The sequence below is a fragment of the Streptomyces sp. NPDC048516 genome (assembly GCF_043199875.1).
GTDB lineage: Bacteria > Actinomycetota > Actinomycetes > Streptomycetales > Streptomycetaceae > Streptomyces.
The window spans coordinates 13,572-30,897 of sequence record NZ_JBICWS010000004.1 but is presented as its reverse complement, the minus strand read 5'-3'; the positions used below and the strand labels follow the sequence as shown (position 1 = coordinate 30,897).

General features: G+C 73.1%; 17 protein-coding genes. 15 read left to right on the top strand and 2 right to left on the bottom strand.

Features of this window, described 5'->3' with window-relative positions:
• Window positions 1-5: 5 nt before the first annotated feature.
• Window positions 6-155, top strand: a complete 150-nt coding sequence (locus ACGFR7_RS09645) for a hypothetical protein (RefSeq protein ID WP_393315460.1) — start codon at window positions 6-8, stop codon at window positions 153-155.
• A gap of 36 nt (window positions 156-191) precedes the next feature.
• Here ACGFR7_RS09645 and ACGFR7_RS09640 read toward each other — a convergent pair whose 3' ends face one another.
• On the bottom strand, window positions 192-1,370 hold the full coding sequence (locus ACGFR7_RS09640; RefSeq protein WP_393315457.1) for a pyridoxal phosphate-dependent aminotransferase: 1,179 nt from the start codon (window positions 1,368-1,370) through the stop codon (window positions 192-194).
• Window positions 1,371-1,568: 198 nt separating this feature from the next.
• Between ACGFR7_RS09640 and ACGFR7_RS09635 the strand changes: the two genes are divergently transcribed.
• From ACGFR7_RS09635 to ACGFR7_RS09570, 14 genes are all read left to right on the top strand, one after another.
• The gene (locus ACGFR7_RS09635; protein ID WP_393315454.1) at window positions 1,569-1,862 is read left to right on the top strand and encodes a hypothetical protein; all 294 of its coding nucleotides are present in this window, start codon (window positions 1,569-1,571) and stop codon (window positions 1,860-1,862) included.
• 389 nt (window positions 1,863-2,251) lie between these two features.
• Window positions 2,252-2,773, top strand: coding sequence for a DUF2617 family protein (locus ACGFR7_RS09630; protein WP_393315451.1), 522 nt, complete (start codon window positions 2,252-2,254; stop codon window positions 2,771-2,773).
• A 265-nt stretch (window positions 2,774-3,038) separates the two neighbouring features.
• Window positions 3,039-4,763, top strand: coding sequence for a polyamine aminopropyltransferase (locus tag ACGFR7_RS09625; protein WP_393315448.1), 1,725 nt, complete (start codon window positions 3,039-3,041; stop codon window positions 4,761-4,763).
• Between the two features lie 181 nt (window positions 4,764-4,944).
• A complete protein-coding gene (locus ACGFR7_RS09620; protein ID WP_393315445.1) occupies window positions 4,945-6,051 on the top strand; it encodes a carbon monoxide dehydrogenase subunit G in 1,107 nt (368 codons plus the stop codon).
• 95 nt (window positions 6,052-6,146) lie between these two features.
• Window positions 6,147-7,010, top strand: a complete 864-nt coding sequence (locus tag ACGFR7_RS09615; protein ID WP_393315443.1) for an aldose 1-epimerase — start codon at window positions 6,147-6,149, stop codon at window positions 7,008-7,010.
• Between the two features lie 144 nt (window positions 7,011-7,154).
• A complete protein-coding gene (gene pyrE / locus ACGFR7_RS09610) occupies window positions 7,155-7,697 on the top strand; it encodes an orotate phosphoribosyltransferase (protein ID WP_393315440.1) in 543 nt (180 codons plus the stop codon).
• A gap of 218 nt (window positions 7,698-7,915) precedes the next feature.
• Complete coding sequence (fbaA, locus tag ACGFR7_RS09605; protein ID WP_393315437.1) at window positions 7,916-8,938, top strand: class II fructose-bisphosphate aldolase; 1,023 nt, start codon at window positions 7,916-7,918, stop codon at window positions 8,936-8,938.
• Window positions 8,939-9,147: 209 nt separating this feature from the next.
• Window positions 9,148-10,722 carry an MFS transporter gene (locus tag ACGFR7_RS09600; RefSeq protein ID WP_393315434.1) on the top strand — a complete coding sequence of 525 codons (1,575 nt, stop codon included), beginning with the start codon at window positions 9,148-9,150 and terminating at the stop codon, window positions 10,720-10,722.
• A 290-nt stretch (window positions 10,723-11,012) separates the two neighbouring features.
• Window positions 11,013-11,426, top strand: coding sequence for a DUF3151 domain-containing protein (locus ACGFR7_RS09595; RefSeq protein ID WP_393315431.1), 414 nt, complete (start codon window positions 11,013-11,015; stop codon window positions 11,424-11,426).
• Between the two features lie 232 nt (window positions 11,427-11,658).
• Complete coding sequence (locus tag ACGFR7_RS09590) at window positions 11,659-12,567, top strand: tryptophan 2,3-dioxygenase family protein (RefSeq protein WP_393315428.1); 909 nt, start codon at window positions 11,659-11,661, stop codon at window positions 12,565-12,567.
• On the top strand, window positions 12,560-13,870 hold the full coding sequence (gene kynU, locus ACGFR7_RS09585; protein ID WP_393315426.1) for a kynureninase: 1,311 nt from the start codon (window positions 12,560-12,562) through the stop codon (window positions 13,868-13,870). Before ACGFR7_RS09590 ends, kynU begins: the two co-directional genes overlap by 8 nt.
• Window positions 13,867-14,685 (top strand): alpha/beta hydrolase family protein, encoded by an 819-nt coding sequence (locus ACGFR7_RS09580; RefSeq protein WP_393315423.1) that lies wholly within the window; start codon window positions 13,867-13,869, stop codon window positions 14,683-14,685. Before kynU ends, ACGFR7_RS09580 begins: the two co-directional genes overlap by 4 nt.
• Before the next feature lie 67 nt (window positions 14,686-14,752).
• Complete coding sequence (locus tag ACGFR7_RS09575; RefSeq protein ID WP_393315420.1) at window positions 14,753-16,123, top strand: sensor histidine kinase; 1,371 nt, start codon at window positions 14,753-14,755, stop codon at window positions 16,121-16,123.
• Window positions 16,120-16,776 carry a response regulator transcription factor gene (locus ACGFR7_RS09570; protein ID WP_088798580.1) on the top strand — a complete coding sequence of 219 codons (657 nt, stop codon included), beginning with the start codon at window positions 16,120-16,122 and terminating at the stop codon, window positions 16,774-16,776. The genes ACGFR7_RS09575 and ACGFR7_RS09570 overlap by 4 nt, the downstream gene beginning before the upstream one ends.
• A gap of 81 nt (window positions 16,777-16,857) precedes the next feature.
• On the opposite strand, the gene ACGFR7_RS09565 is transcribed toward ACGFR7_RS09570, so the two are convergent.
• Complete coding sequence (locus ACGFR7_RS09565) at window positions 16,858-17,322, bottom strand: calmodulin-binding protein (RefSeq protein ID WP_393315416.1); 465 nt, start codon at window positions 17,320-17,322, stop codon at window positions 16,858-16,860.
• Window positions 17,323-17,326: the final 4 nt, after the last annotated feature.

The following is a 17,326-nucleotide window of genomic DNA, read 5'->3' as shown; positions in this document are numbered from 1 at the left end:
GTTTCATGACAATGCGCGACGAACTGCCACCGCGCACCGGCCCATGGGTCAGCCGCTTCGACTCCGAGGAGGCCATGGTTCAGGCGGACGACGCTTTCCGTGGGGCGGCGCTGAAGAATCACGATCTCTCGCCGATCGAGGAGTACCGGCGGTGAAGGGGCGGGGCGCCGGAGCGCCCCGTGGGGTCTCGGTCAGAGTTTGCTGAGCCGCTCCGACGCCTCCCGTAGGACCGACTCCTGCTTGCAGAAGGCGAAGCGGACGTATGGCGCGCCCTGGTCCTTGTGGTCGTAGAAGACGGCGTTGGGGATGGCGACGACACCGGCGCGTTCGGGCAGGGCGCGGCAGAAGGCGAAGCCGTCGTCGTGGCCGAGGGGGCGGATGTCGGTGGTGATGAAGTAGGTGCCGGAGGGGCGGAAGACCGTGAAGCCCGCCTCCGTGAGGCCGGTGGCCAGGATGTCGCGCTTGGCGCGCAGATCGTCGCGCAGGGCGGTGAAGTAGCTGTCGGGGAGGGCCAGCGCCTCGGCGACGGCGTACTGGAAGGGCCCGGCGGAGACATAGGTGAGGAACTGCTTGGCCGAGCGGACGGCACTGACCAGCTCCGGGGCCGCGGTGACCCAGCCGACCTTCCAGCCGGTGAAGGAGAAGGTCTTGCCGGCCGAGCCGATGGTGACGGTGCGTTCGCGCATCCCGGGGAACGAGGCGAGGGGAAGGTGCTCGCCCTCGAACACGAGGTGTTCGTAGACCTCGTCGGTGATGACGAGGAGGTCGCGCTCGCGGGCGAGACGGGCGATCTCGGCAAGCTCCTCGCGGGAGAGCACGGTGCCGGTGGGGTTGTGCGGGGTGTTGAGGAGGATCAGGCGGGTGCGGTCGGTGACGGCGTCGCGCAGTTCGTCGAGGTCGAGGCGGTAGGAACCGGACTCGGGGTCGGCGCGCAGGGTGACCGGGACGCGGCGGCCGCCGGCCAGCGCGATGCAGGCCGCGTACGAGTCGTAGTACGGCTCCAGCGCGATGACCTCGTCGCCCGGCTCCAGCAGCGCCAGCAGCGAGGCGGCGATGGCTTCGGTGGCACCCGCGGTGACCAGGACCTCGGTGTCGGGGTCGCAGGAGAGGCCGAGGTGTCCGTAGAAGCGCTGTTGGTGGGCGGCGACGGCGGTACGCAGCTCGGGGATGCCGGGGCCGGGCGGGTACTGGTTGCCGCGGCCGTCGCGCAAGGCACGCACCGCCGCCTCCCTGACTTCCTCCGGGCCGTCGGCGTCGGGGAAGCCCTGGCCGAGGTTGATGGAGCCGGTCCGTACGGCGAGTGCCGACATTTCGGCAAAGATCGTGGTGCCGAATTCGGCGAGGCGGCGGTTCAGCAGCGGTCGGTCCATGGGCGCCATCCTCCGTCGAACCTCTTGATTTCCTCAACAGTGCTTTGAGATCGCGAGGGCCGGGGCAGCAGCCTCGTACGAAGGACAGTGACGGCCGTCGACGAGGACGGCCCCGGCGCGGGACGGCGCCGGAGCGGCGCACCGGGCGCCGGACGGAGCGGGTGCCTCGCTTCGGGGGAAGAAAGGAATGTGAGGCAGATGGGGATCGTGGATTTCCTGGTGGTCTGCGTGGTGGTGATCGGCCTGCTGGCCCTGGTCTCGCGGAGCGTTAACGGACCACGGCGCGGACGGCGCTGGGGTGGTTCGTCCGCGGCGGGCGGCGGCAGCTGGTGGGCCGGCAGTGACGGGGGGTCGAGCCTGGGTGGCGGGCACCACGGTGGGCACCACGGCGGCGGGCACCACGGTGGCTGTGGCGGTGGTTCCTCCTGCGGTGGTGGCGGCTGTGGCGGCGGCGGTGGCGGTGGCGGCTGCGGTGGTGGCGGCGGCTCCTGAGCCGACGGCGGCTCCTGAGGAGCCGGCCGGCTGCTTCTGAGCCGACTCGGGTTGTTTCTGAGTCAGATGCCCGATTTCTCCAACTCCACTTGCGCAAAAGGGCTGTTGCTTACCGCATATGCGCCTGGCCGGTGCTGATTGAAAACATCAACACCCGCCGGGCGCTTGCTTGTTGAACAGGTGAACTGCAGGGCCCCCGGGCGGATGGAAACCCGGAGGAGATGGGTAAAAGCGCTGTGGGTGACGGGGCTTTCATGATTCCCTCTTCCTGGAGAATCCCCCACGTTCTCCGTTTCCACGTGGGCACGAGCCGGCAGGCATGCGGATGTTCCCTGCCTTCAACGGGCGGGCCGGCCCACCATTCCACTGCGTGCTTGCGGAGCCGACCCATGCTCACCACTTTGCAGACGGCGTACACCGATACCCGTGCCTCCGACCTGGCCTGGGCGCTGGGCAGGGAACCCCTGCCGGCCCTCGCCGTACTCGATCTCCAACTTCACGGCGCACAACTGCAGTTGAGGCTGCTCGGCGCTTCTCACCAGGTGCTCCTCGAGGAGGGGCGCGGCACCTGTTCCGAAACGGTCGCCTGTATGCCGGGCAGCAGCACGCCGCTGCCGCTGGGGGTGGCGAAGCGGCTCGGGGACTGGGAATACGAATTCGCCGCCCACGTCGAGACGCTGTCGCGCGGCTCGTTCGCGGGGCGTGCGCAGGAATTGCTCGCGTTGGTGGCCGAGCATCCGCACGGCCTCGCCGGGACGTTCCCGGGCTCGCCGCACGCCTTCACGGCGATGCTGGCGCAGTGTGAGCAGGGGCAGGTGCGCTGGCGGACCTGGCACGCGTATCCGCAGGAGGGCCGCTTGGTGGCCACGCGTACCCGGGTGGGCGTACGGGCTGCGGTCGCGGCGGTCTAGCCGGGGTGGGCGAAAGAAACCGGTCCGGTCGGCGGGAGGGTGTGCGGTCATGGATGGCGCGAGGGGCGTACGGGCCGCGCGCCGGGGGCATCGGTGCCTGGAGGGGCGCGGGCGGTGCCGGGTGCGCGGTCCGGTCGGCCGGTGTGGTGCGGAAGGGTGCCGCGTGCCCCCTGTGCGGGCGGTTCCTCAACTGCCGGTTGCGGCCCGCAGACTGCACCCTTGTGGGTGACGGAGAGGCACGGAATCGTCACGTAGCGTTCACTTTATGATCGACCCGCCAGAGCCCGTTCTCGCCGGCGTCCCCGGGCCGCCGGAGGCCGTGACGCCGGCGCGACTGCCCGTGCCGGCCGGGCCCGGCCGGCTGCTCGTCCTCGCCGTCGTCTTCGTCTGCGCCGCCTGCGGCCTGGTCTACGAACTCGAACTGGTCGCGATGGCCACGTACTTGGTCGGCGACTCGGTCACCCAGGCGTCGGTGGTGCTGTCCGTCATGGTCTTCGCGATGGGCGTCGGCGCACTGCTCGCCAAGCGGCTGCGCTGCCGGGCGGCGGTCGGCTTCGGCGCGGTCGAGGCAGGCCTGGCGCTGGTCGGCGGCAGCTCCGCCATGGCGCTCTACGCCTGCTTCGCCTGGTTCGGCCAGTCCCGCTCCGTGCTCGTCGGCTTCTCCCTGGCCATCGGCATCCTGATCGGCGCCGAGGTGCCGCTCCTGATGACGCTGATCCAGCGGGTGCGCCGGCAGGACCCGGGCGGCGCGGTCGCCGACCTCTTCGCCGCGGACTATGTCGGTGCGCTCGTCGGGGGCCTGGCCTTTCCCTTTCTGCTGCTGCCGGGCTTCGGCCAGCTGACCGGTGCCCTGCTCACCGGCGGGGTCAACGCGGTGGCCGGCGGCGTCCTGGTGCTGTGGCTCTTCCGTGACGATCTGAGCGCCCGCGCCCGCTGGACGCTGCTCGCCGCCAACGCCCTGGTCCTCGCGCTGCTGGCCGCGGGCGTACTGCTGGCCGCGCCGTTCGAGCGGGCCGCCCGGCAGGCGGTGTACGGATCCTCGGCGCGGGTCGCGGTGCAGACCGGCATCCAGGAAGTGGTGATGACCGGCGGTACGGGGGACGGTGCCGGTGCGGGGCGGGGGAGGAAAGGTTTAGGCGGACCGCTGGCGCTGTATCTGGACGGCCGGCTCCGGGTCAGCGCGGAGACCGAATACCGGTACCACGAAGCGCTGGTGCATCCGGCGATGGCGGCCGGCCCGCACCGCCGGGTGCTGGTCCTCGGCGGCGGCGACGGCCTCGCGGTGCGCGAGATCCTTCGCCACCGCTCGGTCCGCTCGGTCACCGTCGTCGAGCTCGACCCCGGTGTCCTGCGGCTCGCGCGCCGCGACCCCGGCCTCTCCCGCCTCAACCATCACTCGCTCGCCGATCCGCGGGTGCGGGTGGTGACCGCCGATGCCTTCGAGTGGCTGCGGCAGCAGGGGCTGCGCGGCCGCGGCCGGCGGCAGGCGCCGTACGACGTCATCGTCTCCGACCTGCCCGACCCCGGGATCGCCGCGAGCACCAAGCTCTACTCGCAGGAGTTCTACGGTCTCGCGGCGCGGCTGCTGGCACCCGACGGGCGGCTGGTGGTGCATGCCGGACCGCCGGTCGAGCGCGCGCGCCTGTACTGGACGGTGGAGTCGACGGTCCGGTCGGTGGGCCTGGCGACCGTGCCGTACCGCCTGGCCGGCCGGCCCGCGTCGTTCTACGGCGGCCCGGACCGCACGGCCGCCCCCGTGGCGTCGGTGGACGCGGAGGTGCCCGCCGCCGCGCCGTCGGGCGGCCGGGACCGGTACTGGGGCTTCGTGCTGGCCGCGCGGCACCGGCCACGGCTCGGGCTGGCGCCCGATGCGCCCCCGCCGGCCGGGCTCACCTGCGCGGAGCTGCAGGCCGGGCGGCGCGGCGAGGCCCACGACCGGATGCCCGGGCTGCCGGCGTCAACGCTGATGCATCCGCGGTATCTCGACTGAGCGGGCGGGCGCTGTACGGGGGCGGGAAGGACCGGTGAGGGTCAGCGAGGGGCCGGTGAGGGCCGGTGAGGGCCGGGGAAGGCGCGGCGGACGCGGGGGCGGCGCGGGAGCCGGGCCCGCCGCGCAGAAAGTTCTGTCCGGGCGGCACGGGGTGCGGGGGTGCTGGGTAGGCTCCCATGTCATGGAGCATGAGGTGTACGTTCCGTTTCCCGTCGGGACCGTGCGGCAGGCGCTCACCGAGCCGGAGCGGGTGGCGCGCTGTGTCCCAGGAGTCCAGCTCGACGCCGATACCGCCCCCCGGACCCCGGTGGGCAGGCTGCGGCTGCGTATCGGGAGCTCCACCATCACCTACCGCGGCACGCTGACGGTCAGTGCCGCCACCGAGGACGACGGGTCCGGCAACGACGGGTCCCGCGACGGCGGACCGGGCGGCGGCGGGGCGCGCGACGATGGCCCGGGTGACGGCGGTGCGGCCGCCGTGGTCACCGTCGAGGCGAAGGGCACCGAGACGCGGGGCGACGGATCGGTCGCGCTGACCCTGGCCGTACGGCTCTCCCCGGCCACCGAACCGGGTCCGGGGACGACACTGGCCTGTTCGGGCACGGTCCACGGCGACGGCCGGCTCGCCGAGGCCACCGACCAGTCCGCCCGGACCGCCGGCCGCCGGCTGCTGGACCGCTTCGCGCAGAACCTGGCGGCCGATCTGCGGCAGCGTCCGGTGGCGGGGCGGACCGGCGACGGCCCTTCGGCCGGGGGTGCCGCCGGCGCGGCCGGGCCGGGGGTGTTCGGCACCGAGGTGCCGCCGTCTTCGCTGGAGCCGGACAGCGACGAGGGTGCGGGCCGTGACAAGGGTGCGGCCAGCGACGAGGGTGCGGGCCGTGACAAGGGCGCGGACAGCGACGAGGGTGCGGGCCGTGACAAGGGTGCGGGCCGTGACGAGGGCGCCGTGGAGGCGGCGGGCCTCGGTGAGGCGGCCGGGGACGGCGGGGATCTCGATGCCGAGGACGCCGAGGACGCCTTCCGCGCGGCGCGCGACGGGCACCCCGAGCACGCCTACGGCCACGATCCGGATGGCCTCGGCCCCGCCGAGGCCGCGCACGCCCGCCGGACGATGATCGGGCGCAGCGCGGAGGAGGTCGACCACGCCCCGCCGCGCGGGCGGTACGCACCGGTGCCCGCGCCCGAGCCGCATGCCACCTCGGTGGCCCTGCGCTGGGCGGCGCCCGCCGCCGCCGTGGTGCTGGCGTCCGCCGTGGTCGTCGGCCGGGTGCTGCGCCGGCGGCGCTGACCCCGTCGTTCGCCGGCTGCCCGCGCGCCGTCCCCGTGTCCCGCGCCGTCCCGGCGTCCCGCGCCGGGCGCCGACGCACCGTTAGGGTCGGTCCCGTGAGCACCGACAACACCCCGCAGAACGCGGCGCCGGAGCAGGCGTCACCAGGCGTACGGCTGGCCGCCGGAGACACCGAAGTGACCGTCCGGCCGGACAACGGCTGCCGGATCGCCGGCCTGCGGGTCGGCGGTACGGAGCTGCTGCGGCAGGGCGACAAGTACGGCTGTTTCCCGATGGTTCCGTGGTGCGGCCGGATCGCGCACGGGCAGTTCCGCAACGGGGGCGAGCTGCACCAGATGCCCCTCAACGCCGCGCCGCACGCCATCCACGGCACCGGCCGCAACCTCCGCTGGCGGACCGCGCGTTCGAGCGCCACGGAGGCGGTCTTCACCTACGACCTGGCCGATCCGGCGGCGCCCTGGCCGTATCCGGGGCGGGTGACCCAGCTCGTCGAGCTGGCCGCGGACGGTGGCTCGCTCACCCTCACCCTGTGCGTCGAGGCGACCGACGACTCCTTCCCCGCGCAGGCCGGATGGCACCCCTGGTTCCTGCGGAACCTCGGTGAGGGCGGTGCGGACGCACGGCTCGACTTCACGCCCGCATGGCAGGAGGAGCGGGGCGAGGACCACCTCCCGACCGGCCGGCGGATCACGCCGCAGCCGGGGCCCTGGGACGACTGCTTCGGGATGCCGCAAGGGGTCGAGGCCACCCTCACCTGGCCGGACCGGCTGGAGCTGACGGTCAGCAGCCGCGGCGAGTGGGTCGTGGTCTACGACGAGCAGGAGGCCGCGGTCTGCGTCGAGCCGCAGTCCGGCCCGCCGAACGGCCTCAACACCGTGCCGCGCCTGGTCACGCCCATCGACCCGCTGGAGATCTCCACGACCTGGCGCTGGCGGAGCCTGTCGCAGGACACCGCCTGAGGGCCGGCGGGACACCGCCCGAGGGCCGGCGCGGGACAGTCGCCCGAGGGCCGTCGTCGTGCGCCTGCCGCGGGGCTGCGTGTGCCCGCCGCGGGGCTGTGTGCGGCTGCCAGGGGTGACGGGGCAGCCCTTAAGCTCGTGCGCATGAGTGACGACGTGCGCGGCGAGCTGCTGCAGCAGATCAAGGACAAGGCCGTGGTGCACGGCAAGGTGACGCTTTCCTCCGGCAAGGAGGCCGACTACTACATCGACCTGCGCCGGATCACCCTGGACGGCGAGGCCGCGCCGCTGGTCGGACAGCTGATGCTGGAGATCACCGCCGACCTCGACTACGACGCCGTCGGCGGGCTGACGCTCGGTGCCGACCCGGTCGCGACCTCGATGCTGCACGCCTCCGCCGCGCGCGGCGGCCGGCTGGACTCGTTCGTGGTCCGCAAGGCGCAGAAGGCGCACGGTATGCAGCGCCGTATCGAGGGTCCGGACATCAAGGGCCGCCGGGTTCTGGTCGTCGAGGACACCTCCACCACCGGCGGCTCCCCGCTGACCGCCGTCGAGGCGGCGCGTGAGGCGGGTGCCGAGGTCGTTGCGGTGGCAACGATCGTCGACCGGGGTGCCGAGTCCGCGATCGCGGAGGCCGGACTCCCTTACATCACCGGCTACCAGCTCGGCGACCTCGGCCTGAGCTGACCTCGGCCGAGGGCCGTGCGAAATCCAGAAAAACCGCGCTGAGCTGCGGCTTTACCGAGGGGCGGCTGGTTTCACGTGAAACCGGCCGCCCACACTGCGGGACGGCCGGGCGCGGGATGTGGAGCAATCCGCCGAGTCTGGGAAGATGTGCTCGGCGAAGTCCTCGCCCCCTGGTCAGGGCCAAGAAAGCACACCCGCATACCTGAAGGAGCGGACAGATGCCCATCGCAACCCCCGAGGTCTACAACGAGATGCTTGACCGGGCGAAGGCAGGAAAGTTCGCCTACCCGGCCATCAACGTCACCTCGACGCAGACGCTGCACGCCGCGCTGCGTGGGTTCGCCGAGGCGCAGAGCGACGGCATCATCCAGATCTCCACCGGTGGTGCGGAGTTCCTGGGCGGCCAGTACAGCAAGGACATGGTGACCGGCGCGGTCGCGCTCGCCGAGTTCGCCCACGTCGTGGCAGAGAAGTACGACGTCACCGTCGCGCTGCACACCGACCACTGCCCCAAGGACAAGCTCGACGGCTATGTCCGCCCGCTGCTGGACATCTCCGCGGAGCGGGTGGCCAAGGGCCAGAACCCGCTGTTCCAGTCCCACATGTGGGACGGCTCGGCCGAGAACCTGGCAGACAACCTGGCCATCGGCCAGGAGCTGCTGGCCAAGGCCGCCGCTGCCAAGATCATCCTTGAGGTCGAGATCACCCCGACCGGTGGCGAGGAGGACGGCGTCACCCACGAGATCAACGACGAGCTCTACACCACGGTCGACGACGCGCTGCGCACCGCCGAGGCGCTGGGCCTGGGCGACAAGGGCCGCTACCTGCTCGCCGCCTCCTTCGGCAATGTCCACGGTGTCTACAAGCCGGGCAACGTCGTGCTCCGCCCCGAGCTGCTGAAGGACCTGCAGGAGGGCGTGGGCGCCAAGTACGGCAAGACCGCCCCGTTCGACTTCGTCTTCCACGGCGGCTCCGGCTCCACCCCGGAGGAGATCGCCACCGCGCTGGAGAACGGCGTGGTCAAGATGAACCTGGACACCGACACCCAGTACGCCTTCACCCGCCCGGTCGCGGACCACATGTTCCGCAACTACGACGGTGTGCTGAAGGTTGACGGCGAGGTCGGCAACAAGAAGGCCTACGACCCGCGCAGCTGGGGCAAGCTGGCCGAGGCCGGGATGGCCCAGCGCGTCACCCAGGCCTGCGAGAACCTGCGCTCCACCGGCACCAAGATCAAGTAAGCGCGGACGGCCGCACGGCCGGTCCCGCTGCGCACGAAGGCTCCGCATCCGCCGTGATGCGGGGCCTTCGGTGTGATGCGGAGCCTTCGGTGCGTCCGGGCCCGGTGCCTTCACCGTCTCCGGGCCCGGTGCCTGCCGTGTGCCCGGGCCCGGTGCCCTGTCTGTGCTCAGGGCGGGCGAGCGGGCGCGGATACGGGCATGCTCGCGGTATGAGCGAACCGAGTGCGCCCGGTGGGGTCCGGCTGGCCTCGACACAGGGCCGTTGGGTGCTGGCGACGGCGGTGCTGGGATCCGGCATGGCGATGCTCGACAGCACCGTCGTCAATGTCGCCCTGCCCAGGATCGGCGAGGACCTCAACGCGGATCTGGCGGTCCTCCAGTGGACCGTCACCGCCTACATGCTCACCCTCTCCTCGCTGATCCTGCTGGGCGGCGCCCTCGGTGACCGCTTCGGCCGGCGCCGGGTGTTCGTGATCGGCGTGGTGTGGTTCGCGGCGGCCTCGCTGCTGTGCGGGCTCGCGCCCAACGCCGGGGTGCTGGTCGCGGCCCGGGCGCTGCAGGGCGTCGGCGGGGCGCTGCTCACCCCCGGCTCGCTGGCCCTGATCCAGGCCGTCTTCCACCCCGATGACCGGGCACGGGCGGTCGGGGCCTGGTCGGGGCTCGGTGGCGTGGCCGCGGCGGTCGGCCCGTTCATCGGCGGCTGGCTGGTGGACGGGGCCGGCTGGCGCTGGGTGTTCTTCCTGAACGTGCCGCTGGCGGCGGTGTGTGTACCGGTGGCACTGCGGCACGTCCCCGAGACCCGGGAGCGGGACGCCCGCGAGCGCCGCGGCTTCGATGCGTCCGGCGCGGTGCTGGGGGCGCTGGCGCTGGCCGGGGTGACCTATGCGCTGATCGCCGCCCCGGGCGGGGGCGCCGGGCCCGGCGTGATCGTTCCGGCGGTGGCCGGGGTGCTGCTGGGGGTGCTCTTCGTCCATGTCGAGCGGCGGCGGAAGGACCCGATGCTGCCCCCGGCGATCTTCGGCATCCGGCTGTTCTCGGCCGTCAACGCCGTGACGGTATGCGTCTACGCCGCGTTCGGCGGCTTCTTCTTCCTCGCCGTGCTCCAGCTCCAGGTCGTGGTGGGGTACTCGGCGCTGCAGGCCGGTACCGCGCTGCTGCCCACCACCGTGCTGATGCTGCTGCTGTCCGCCCGCTCGGGCCAGCTGGGGCAGCGGATCGGGCCGCGGATTCCGCTCACCGTCGGACCGCTGCTGTGCGCCGGGGGGATGCTGCTGATGACGCGGGTGGGCCGGGGCGCCTCGTACTTCGCCGATGTGCTGCCCGCGCTGGTGGTGCTGGGCGCGGGGATGGTGACGCTGGTCGCGCCGCTCACCTCGACCGTGCTGGCGTCGGTGGACGTGGACCGGGCGGGCCTGGCCAGCGGGATCAACAATGCGGCGGCGCGGGCCGCGAGCCTGATGGCGGTGGCCGCGCTGCCGCTGCTGGCGGGCATCGGCCCGGAGGCCTACCGCTCGGCGGACGCATTCGGCGCGGCCTTCAAGCGGGCCATGCCGTTGTGCGCGGGCATCCTGGTGATCGGCGCGCTGATCACCGTGCTGACCGTACGCACCAACGTGCTGCGTGCCGCACCGGGCGCCGAGGAGCCGTGCCGGGCGGAGACGACCTACCACTGCGGGGTGAGCGCACCGCCGCTGGATCCGGGCGAGACCACGGTCCGGGGCGCGGAGCGGCTGCCGGGCACCGGGGGACAGCCGGGCCGGCCGGCTGAGGGAGACACCCCCTAGGAGCCCGGACTCGGACCCGGGCCCGGACTCGGACCCGGGCCCGGACTCGGACCCGGGCCCGGACTGGACCCGGGCCCGGACCCGGACCCGATCCGGACCCGGGCCTCCGGCCGGCATCCGCCCAGGCCGCCGGCGCCGGCCGCCGGTAAGCCCAGGCCTCCGGCCGCCGTATCCGCTTCCCGTCCGTATCCGCCTCCCGTCCGTATCCGCCCCCGTCCCGCCGTGCCACCCGGGGCGCAAGATCCCGGCCGCCGCCCGCCCCGCCCCGGCGACCAGGCAGACTGGGGACCATGGCCATTCACGAGAATCTGCTCGGGGGACCGCCCCCGACCCATCTGCCCGACGACCCGGAACCCCGCGAACTGCTCGCCTCGGGCACGGCGCCGTCCGATGTCGCCGCGAAGTACCCGACCTCCTCTCTGGCCTGGGCTCAGCTGGCCGATGACGCCTTCGAGCAGGGCCGGGTCGTGGAGTCGTACGCCTACGCCCGCACCGGCTACCACCGCGGCCTGGACGCGCTGCGCCGGGCCGGCTGGAAGGGCCACGGCCCGGTGCCGTTCGAGCACGAGCCCAACCGCGGCTTCCTGCGGGCGCTGCACGCCCTCGCCCGCGCCGCCCAAACGATCGGTGAGCAGGAGGAGTACGAGCGCTGCTCGGCCTTCCTGCGGGACTCCTCGCCGACCGCGGCCGAAACCCTCAGCTGAGGGGCTGCCGGCAGTTCTCCCCGCAGGGAGGGGCGCGGGCCTTTCCGCCGGGGAGCGCCGGGCAAGATCAAAGGGCCGGCCGCGTGATCGCGGTCGGCCCTTGCGCGGTCGCTGCCCAGCACGGATGATTTCCAGTGGGCCGGGTGATCCCGCGCCCGAGGGGACCGGGGCTCCCGAGCCGACGAGGAAGGGGCGGACCGCTACCCGGTAGTTCGCACTTGAGGAGTCCCTCATGTCGCAGCCGTCTCCCATCGACCCCGTGGACAGCGCGTCGACCGCACCCGCAGCGGGTCCCGCACCGGGCGCCACCGCCGAGCCCGACCCGCCGTTCGCCCCGGATCTCAGCATCGGCAGCAGCAGTACGACCCCGTACGAGGACTATGTCCAGGCGGATGTCCTCACCCACCTGCAGCACCCGCTCTCCGACGACCCCGGCGAGATGGTCTTCCTGGTCACCACCCAGGTCATGGAGCTGTGGTTCACGGTCATCGTCCATGAGTGGAGCACCGCCGCCAAGGCGCTGCGCCGCGACGACCTGACGACGGCGGAGGAGGCGCTGCGCCGCTCCACCTACGAGCTGGAGGCGCTGAACGCCGCCTGGAAACCGCTCGCCCGGCTGACCCCGGCGCAGTTCAACTCCTACCGCAGCGCGCTCGGCGACGGCTCCGGCTTCCAGTCCGCCATGTACCGGCGGATGGAGTTCCTTCTCGGCGAGAAGTCCGCGTCGATGCTGGTGCCGCACCGCGGCGCCGCACGGGAGCACGCCGAACTGGAGAAGGCCCTCCAGGAGCCGAGCCTGTGGGACGAAGTGCTGCGGCTGCTCGCCCGCCGCGGCCACGCCGTGCCCGAGGCCGTGCTCCGGCGGGACCCCGCGCTGCGCTACGAGGCCGACCCGGCCGTCGAGGCCATCTGGGCCGGGATCTACGCCGGGCCGCAGGAGTCCGACCTCGTGCGGCTCGGCGAGGCGCTGACCGATGTGGCCGAGCTGGTCTGGCGCTGGCGCAACGACCACCTGGTCGCGACCCGGCGGGCCATGGGAGCGAAGATGGGCACCGGTGGCTCCGCGGGGGTGGCCTGGCTGGAGAAGCGGGCCCGCAAGAATGTCTTCCCGGAGCTGTGGACGGCGCGCAGCCATGTCTGAGACCCCGGAATACCCCGACCACACCGGCCTCCAGGAGCCGTCCGGCGCCCGTGAACAGGCCGCGCGCGCCGCGGAGCGGGACGCCGCCGACCCGCTCGCCGCGATCCGCGACCGCTTCGTCCTCGACGCCGCGCCCGATCATGCCTCCGGCGATGCCGGGGTCTACCTGGACGGCAACTCCCTCGGCGCGCTGCCCCGTACGGTGCCCGGCCGGATCGCCGATGTCATCGCCCGCGAGTGGGGCGAACTGCGCATCCGGTCCTGGGCCGAGTCCGGCTGGTGGACCGCGCCCGAGCGGGTCGGCGACAAGATCGCACCGCTGATCGGAGCGGCACCGGGCCGGGTGGTGGTCGGCGACTCGACCAGCGTCAACCTCTTCAAGGCCGTGGTGGGCGGCGTCCGGATGGCCGGCAAGGGCTGTACGGAGATCCTGGTCGATGCCACGACCTTCCCGACCGACGGCTATATCGCCCGGTCCGCGGCCCGGATGACCGGCCTCGCGGTGCGCCCGGTCGAGCCCGCGCGGATCGCCGACGAGGTCACCGAGCGGACCGCGCTGGCGCTGGTCAACCACGTCGACTACCGCACAGGACGGCTCAACGACCTGCCCGGCATCACCCATGCGCTGCACTCCGCGGGCGCGCTCGCCGTCTGGGACCTGTGCCACAGCGCCGGTGCGCTGCCGGTCGGCCTCGACGCGCACCACGTCGACCTCGCCGTGGGCTGCACGTACAAGTACCTCAACGGCGGCCCGGGGGCGCCCGCCTACCTCTACATCCGCGAAAGCCTCCAGGAGCGGTTCGAATCGCCGCTGCCGGGCTGGAACTCGCACGGCGATCCGTTCGCCATGGACCCCGCATACGTCCCCGCCGAGGGCATCGCGCGCGGCCGGGTCGGCACCCCCGACATCCTGTCGCTGCTCGCGCTGGAGGCGGCGCTGGAGGTCTGGGACGGGGTGTCCATCGAGGCCGTACGCACCAAGAGCCTCGCCCTGACGGATTTCTTCCTGGAGTGCGTGAACGCCTACGTACCACCGGGCCGGGCCCGCTCCGTCACGCCGTACGACCACCAGCGGCGCGGCAGCCAGGTGTCGCTGGAGTGTTCCCCCGCGGCGGAAGAGGTGATGGAGGAGCTGATCCGGCGCGGGGTGGTCGGCGACTTCCGCCCGCCCGACGTGCTGCGCTTCGGGTTCACCCCGCTCTACACCTCCTTCGCGGACGCGGAGCGGGCCGCGTGGGTGCTCGGCGAGGTGCTCAGGGCGCTGCCCGACGTCGAGTCCGGGGCGGCCGGGGCCGGCGGGTGAGCGTGGCCGACGAGGAGGCGGCGCTGCTGGGGCTGGCCCCGGTGGCGCCGGACCGGACGGTGGCGTACGGGCCGCATCCGGACCAGATCGTCGATCTGTACCTGCCGCGGGCGGCCGGCGGTGAGGGGGTGACCGGCGGTGAGCGGGCGGCCGAGGGCGCACGGGCGCAGGCGGCCGGGCCCCCGCTGGTCGTCCTCCTGCACGGCGGCTTCTGGCGCGCCGCCTACGACCGCCGCCATCTGTCGCCGCTCGCCGCCGAACTGGCCGGGCGGGGGCTGCCGGTCGCGCTCGCCGAGTACCGCAGGGTCGGCGCGGGCGGCGGGGCACCGCAGACCTTCGACGACGTGACGGCGGGCCTCGCGGCGGCGGTGCGCGCGCTGCCGGGTGGCGGGGGCCCGGTGCTGGTCGGCCACTCCGCGGGCGGCCAGCTCGCGCTGCTCGCCGCCGCCCGCCCCGGCACCCGCGTCTCCCGCGTCCTCGCCGTCTCACCGGTCGCCGACCTCGCCCGCGCCCATGCGCTGGGCCTGAGCAACGGCGCGGTCGCCGAACTGCTCGGTGACGGGCCCGGCCTCGCGGAACGGATCGCCGCTGCCGACCCGGCGTGCCACCCGCCCGCCGGCGTCCCGGTCACGATCCTGCACGGCACCGATGACCCGGACGTCCCGCTCGACCTCTCCCGCCGCTACGCCGCACACAGCCCCGGCACCACGGACCTGCACGAGCTGCCCGGTGTCGGCCACTACGGCCCCGTCACTCCCGGCAGCCCCAGCTGTCACACACTCTTTGCCCAATTGCACCGAACCTGTAGTACTTGAGGCGGACCTCGGCAGATCCCCACTGGTGGGGACGCCCGGGGGCCCGTCGTTGCTTACCGTTGTCAGCGTGAACGACACCACCCAGACGCAGAGCCACCTGCGTTCCGAGGCCCGGATAGCCCATGGGGCGCTGCACCGGCTGCGCCAGGACCTGTTCGTCGGCGCCTTCGCCTTCCGTCCGATGCCGCCGCTGGAGGACGCCAAGGTGTCCCGCTGGGTGCCGTGGCTCCCGGAGCGGCTGCGGCACTGGGCGCGCTGGCTGCCGCACTTCGCCATCGGCTTCTTCTCGGTGTGCGTCTTCCTGGCGACCCTCGCCGACGCCGACGGTGGCGGCTCGCTGCGCGGCCTCCTGGTCACCGGCTTCAGCGCCGTGGTCGCCGCGGGCCCGCTGCTCACGCTCTTCCGCCCGGTGGGCGCCTACTGGCTGTCGCTGGGCGCGTTCGTGATGTCGGTGCTCGTCTACGCGGGCTTCTCGTCCCCGTTCGTCAGCGTCTTCGGACAGTCGTCCTTCCCCACCCACCTCGCCGTGACGGTCCTCGTGGTGCTGCGCACCCGGCCCCGGCTGGCCATCGAGATGTGGCTGGTCACCTTCGCCACGGCGGCCGTGATCACGGCGGCCCTCGGGAGGGACCTGGGCGATCTGCCGGCGGTCGCGGTGTTCTGCGGGGTGGTGCTGGCCTGCGCCGCCGCGGTCCGCGCCTGGCGCGAGGAGCGCCGGCAGGTCGTCGAGACCCTGACCGTCACCGCGGAGGAGCGCTCCCGGCGCACGCTCCTGGAGGAGCGCGCCCTTATCGCCCGTGAGCTGCACGACGTGGTCGCCCACCACATGTCCGTGATCGCCATCCAGGCCGAGGCGGCGCCCTACCGCGTCAAGGACACCCCGCCCGAGCTCGCCATGTCCTTCTCGACGATCCGGGAGAACGCCGTCGCCGCGCTCGCCGAGCTGCGCCGCATCCTCGGTGTGGTCCGCTCCGCCGACCCGGACGCCTTCGTCGAGCACGACCCGGAGGCCCCGCAGCCCACGCTCGCCGGCCTCGACGCGCTGTTCGACAGCCTCCGCAGCACAGGGCTGACCGTCGAGTCCGTGATCACCGGCGCGCCCCGGCCGCTGCCGCAGGGCGTGGAGCTGTCCGCGTACCGGATCGTGCAGGAGGCGCTGAGCAATGCGCTGCGGCACTCGCCGGGCGCCGAGGCACGGGTGGAGATCTCCTATGTGCTGGGCGGGCTGGGCGTACGGATCGTCAACGGTCCGCCGAGCCGCCTGGCCAAGCCCTCGCCGGGCGCGGGCCACGGGGTGCTGGGCATGCGGGAGCGGGTACAGATGCTGGGCGGCGAGCTGACGGCCGAGCCCACCGAGGACGGCGGCTTCGAGGTCGCGGCGTTCCTCCCGGTGGTGCGCACGACGGGCGGCGAGAACACGGTGGGGGGCAAGGCATGATCCGGGTACTGATCGTCGATGACCAGGTGATGGTCCGTGAGGGCTTCTCCGTCCTGCTCAACGCCATGCCGGACATCGAGGTCGTCGGGGAGGCGGTGGACGGCCGCCAGGCGGTGCACAAGGTCGCGGTCCTCAAGCCCGATGTCGTCCTGATGGACATCCGGATGCCGGAGATGAACGGTCTGGAGGCGACCCGCGAGATCGTGGCCGCCGACGCGGACGCCAAGGTCCTGGTGCTGACCACCTTCGACCTGGACGAGTACGTCTACCAGGCGCTGCGGTCCGGGGCCAGCGGCTTCCTGCTCAAGGACGCCTCGGCCGGCCAGCTCGCCGACGGCGTCCGCATCGTCGCCTCCGGGGAGGCGCTGCTCGCGCCCACCGTCACCAAGCGTCTGATCTCCGAGTTCTCCCGTCTCGGCACCCCTCGCGCCCCCGCCCAGGAGCGCATCGCCGATCTCACGGAGCGCGAGACCGAGGTCCTGGTGCTGGTGGCCCAGGGGCTCTCGAACGGCGAGATCGCCGAGCATCTCGTGGTGGCCGAATCGACGGTGAAGACGCACGTCAGCCGGATACTGGTGAAGCTGGGGCTGCGCGACCGCACCCAGGCGGCGGTGTTCGCGTACGAGGCGCGGCTGGTGACACCGGGGGGCTGAGGCCCGCGGCGGCGTGTGGCGGGGCGCACGGCGCGGGCCGCCGGCGGGCGGTGCCCGGCCGGCGGCCCGTCACCTCAGGCCCTACGGCTGGGGGACCTCCCGCACCAGCCTCGACGTCCAGGGACACCAGACCAGCCCGGGCAGGAACGGCCCGCCGGCCTCGTCCAGATGCTCTTCGACATAGGGCGTGGTGGCGTCACAGACCTCGATGGCGAAGTCGAAGAAGTCGATGGTCTCCGGGCGGAGATGGAAGCTCCAGCGCCAGTTGTACGGGGCGGGGCGCTTCTCGATCCGGCCGATGACATGCGGCTCCGAATGGGACGCGCCGCTCAGCAGGTCCCGGGCGTGCTGGATCTTGCGGGGGTCGGTGAGCTTGATGACGAATTCCTCGCGCGTGACGTCGGTCATCACGAAGTAGGCCTCCGACGCGCCCCCGGTGCGGTGTGCGGCGTCGCCCGCCTGCTTGCCCTGGGCGGGCCCGGCCGCCGCGACGGCGAGCAGTACTGCCGTCGCCAGCATGCCGATCTTGGTGGTGATGCGTGGCATGAAC